The organism is Algoriphagus sp., from assembly GCF_024642405.1.
In the GTDB taxonomy this organism is placed as follows: domain Bacteria; phylum Bacteroidota; class Bacteroidia; order Cytophagales; family Cyclobacteriaceae; genus Algoriphagus.
Genome location: NZ_JAHEBC010000387.1, coordinates 1 through 3,449, shown reverse-complemented (window position 1 = coordinate 3,449; position 3,449 = coordinate 1). Strand labels below are relative to the sequence as shown.

6 protein-coding genes are annotated in these 3,449 nt (G+C 37.6%); all 6 read right to left on the bottom strand.

Annotation, left to right across the window (positions count from 1 at the left end):
* The coding region (locus tag Q0L68_RS18205; RefSeq protein ID WP_296705684.1) for a hypothetical protein at positions 1 to 605 on the bottom strand (605 nt) is incomplete at its 3' end.
* Positions 577 to 1,338 (bottom strand): YHYH protein, encoded by a 762-nt coding sequence (locus Q0L68_RS18200; protein ID WP_296705683.1) that lies wholly within the window; start codon positions 1,336 to 1,338, stop codon positions 577 to 579. The genes Q0L68_RS18200 and Q0L68_RS18205, both read right to left, overlap by 29 nt.
* 242 nt (positions 1,339 to 1,580) lie before the next feature.
* Complete coding sequence (locus Q0L68_RS18195) at positions 1,581 to 1,910, bottom strand: Spy/CpxP family protein refolding chaperone (RefSeq protein ID WP_296705682.1); 330 nt, start codon at positions 1,908 to 1,910, stop codon at positions 1,581 to 1,583.
* Between the two features lie 14 nt (positions 1,911 to 1,924).
* Positions 1,925 to 2,602 (bottom strand): SCO family protein, encoded by a 678-nt coding sequence (locus Q0L68_RS18190; RefSeq protein ID WP_296705681.1) that lies wholly within the window; start codon positions 2,600 to 2,602, stop codon positions 1,925 to 1,927.
* Between the two features lie 40 nt (positions 2,603 to 2,642).
* Entirely contained in the window at positions 2,643 to 3,026 is a 384-nt protein-coding gene (locus tag Q0L68_RS18185; protein ID WP_296705680.1) for a hypothetical protein, read from the bottom strand.
* A gap of 82 nt (positions 3,027 to 3,108) precedes the next feature.
* Positions 3,109 to 3,449: hypothetical protein (locus Q0L68_RS18180; protein WP_296705679.1), on the bottom strand; the 341-nt coding region annotated here is incomplete at its 5' end.

Sequence of the window (3,449 nt, the reverse complement as noted above, 5' to 3'; positions counted from 1 at the left end):
TAACACAGACCAGATTTTTGAAGTCCATATCTGACACCATTTTTTACTTCATAATTAGTATAAAGCTTACCATTTTCACGCCATGCTTTTTGCATCCCATTTTCACTGTCATTGGCATAGTTTAATTCGCAATAACGAGTACCTGTTTCATACCATTGTTTTTGCAACCCTTCTCTTTTATTGTCAAAGTAGATAAACTCAAATTTTCTGTTCCCATTCTCCCAATACCCTATATGCTTACCAAAGGCTTTCCCATTTTTAAAACTTCTTTCAGTGTCTGTAATGCCATTACGAAAGAATGTTTTTGTTATTCCATGTTGTTTACCATTTAAATAAGACCCAACACTTTTTATGTCATTATTTTCAAATTTCTCCTTTAAATAACCCGAAAAGGGTTTACCATTATAATGGTAAACCCCATTCAATAACTTTAAAGCAATATCATTTACATACACAGTATGGTTTGGCACTTTAGAAACATCTACATTTTCTATAGTCGCTTGATAAATTTCGTTTGTAGGCTTTTCATTTTTGCCACAACCAATAATTAATACGGAGCAAATAAGAATTAATAATTTATTGAACATACGTTCCCTTTGTACCATGATAACTTCCAGCTTTAAGTATATAGACTCCAAGGTTTAGGTAGTTTGTATTCGAGCAATGGTAATGATAAATAGCCGTTGGAAAATCCGCCGTTGTACTTGTATGTCCTCCATTTTCATCTAAATCAGATGGATAGACGCCTGAAACACATTTTCTGCCATAAATAGGAAACCCATCTCTAAGAAAACCAACCAAGTTTGCATCGTCTTTTGTGGTAAAGTCTCCATTTACGTGATAATGATAACCACTTGGCCCAACGTGTGCACCTGCCCTTTCGAAGTGTTCTAATACCATCGGATCCAAAGGCACATTACCTCCCTCACGGTCATTGTATATAGGAACACCATTTAAAGACATACCAATTGCTCCCAATGCAGTTACTTCTTTGACGCTGGCAGAGACTGGGTTAGTTGGAATCGTCATTATATTGGTTCTCTCACGAATAATTCCTGGATTTACGCCGGTCGGATTTACCTCATAGAGCGGATGTCCTTCGCCCCAATAAGCTGAGACGTGATTTGGAGTTCCATTGGAAGTGAGCGTAATCGAACCATTACCTGTGGAGATAGTAACTCCGTTTGTATAGCTTGCTTGAACTACGCTTGTAATATCTACAGAGCCAGCTGCTGGTGTTTCAATTATGGGATCTTCATCCCCATTATTACAAGAAACAATAGTGATGACTAAAGCCAAGAACCCTATTCCAAAGATTGATAATTTTGATTTGTTCATTTTATTGATTTTTAAGATTAATACGGTTTGATACTTAAAACATTCATAGTCTAATTGATTAGACGCTTTTTTCTAAAAATCCCCTCGGCTGTATTCAATAATTTTTTGGATTTTCTTTTTACCTATAGTTTTCCCTGACGCAAAACGATTGGATATCAGTAGATAGCTTAGCTTCATCAAGTGGAAGTCTTCCTCTGAGATTTTCCACTTTTAGGAAAATATTGAAGGGGGAATTCAATCTGCTATTTTCCTCCACCTTTTGGTGGAGGCCCTTGTCCTGGACGCATTTTTTTAAATTTCTCCTTTTGCTCGGCGTTCAATGTTGCCTCAAGTTCTTTGGTCATTGCAGCACGAGATTCTTCCGCTTTCTTTCGATCAGAATCCGGTTTTCCATATTTTTTATGAATTTCTTGCCATTCTTTTACTTGAGCGTCAGTAAGATTCAAGTCAGTTTTCGCCTTTTTTATCATTTCTTCTGGCGAAGGTCTTCCGGGTCTTTGCTGTCCTTGGACTTGGCCAAAAGCAATATTCATGATTCCCATTGTTAAACAGATTAGCAGTAGCTTTTTCATAGTGATTTTATCGGTTAAGATTTTTTTAAAGATTTGATATCTGCAATTAGTTGGTTGATAGAGGCGCCGTTCAATCCGTTATAAATTCCACGGATATGCCGATTTTGGTCAACTAGAACAAAATTCTCAGTGTGAAGGAATTCATCGGGCGCCTTCAAAAGACCTAAATCCTCCTCTGCGAAATAGTAGTTTCGAGCCAAATCATAAATTTTTTCCCGGTCCCCAGTCAGCAAATGCCATTTCCCGGCTATCACCCCATATCGTTCGGCATACTCGGCCAAGATTTCGACTTGATCATAATCCGGAGTCACTGAATGCGAAAGTATACTCACTTGCTCCTCATCCAAAAAGGCCTCCTGCACTAGTTTCATTTTACCAGTCATCTTAGGGCAAATGCCGGGGCATGTGGTAAAGAAAAAGTCCACGACCATAATCTGCCCTTTCAAACTTTCATCTGAAATCGTCTCTCCAAGTTGGTTTGTAAATGAAAATGAAGGGATTTGGTGAAAGTCTGACGGAACTGAATCCGGATCAGAAATCCAAATAGGAGTGAAATCCGCTGATTGGTAATATGGCAAGGTTTCCACTCGAGTATCTTGAGCGATTTCCTCTTGTCCTTGCTTTTTTACACAGGAAGACAAAATTATCCCCAAAAGAAAAATTGGAAGGAGAGAAAGTTTCATTAGTCGCATCATAGCAGAGTTTGTTTTCTCTTATGACGCGAAGAAAAATTTAATCCCTCGGAGGAGGTGGAGATTTTTTATCTCCACCTACCAAAACCTGGGTGATTTCAACAACAATATCATCGAAAGCAAGCGTTTGATCAGGATTACAAATTTTCTTTAACTCCGAAAAATGAGAATAGGTAAGCGTTAGTTTTTCCCGATCCAAACCGACAATTAGATTTAATAAAGAATCCTGAGCCATGGAATCATCGCTTTGATTTTTCAAAGAGGAGAAATATTCTTCGAGTAGAGGTTTCTGCTCTTTTTCTACCCTAGCCAAGGATTCTCGATGGCTTAGAGCCAATTGGAAATAAAGCTCGCGTTGATTTTCATCCAAATTCAATTTTTCTGAGATCTTGGATTTCAAGTCTATTGAATCCCTAGGTGGCATTTTTTTTGGTTTGAAGAGAAACATTCCAATAATTGAAATATTTATCAAGACCATAATTCCAAGTGCTATTTTCAAAAAGGCATTAGTTTTCATCAGAATAGATATTATAGTCTGTACTGAATTGGATGTAGGATTCTGTCTGAGAAGGAGTCACCGGATCATTCTGGTAAGAACTTATAAACAAAATGTTTCCAGTTAAGATCAAGGCAATAGATGCAGCTGCTGCAATCCACTCGATGGTATTCAATTTTTTCTTAGCAGCTTTCTGAACTTGAATTTTTTGCTGAATTTTCTCAAAAGCCCCAACAGGTGGCTGAGCTCGCTCTAGGCCATCGATACTTGTGATTATTTTTTCTTTCCAGTTGTCCATTTTCTTTAAGACGTTAATTTTCTTTAAATCCCTCGGTTGGGATAAAATTTTTC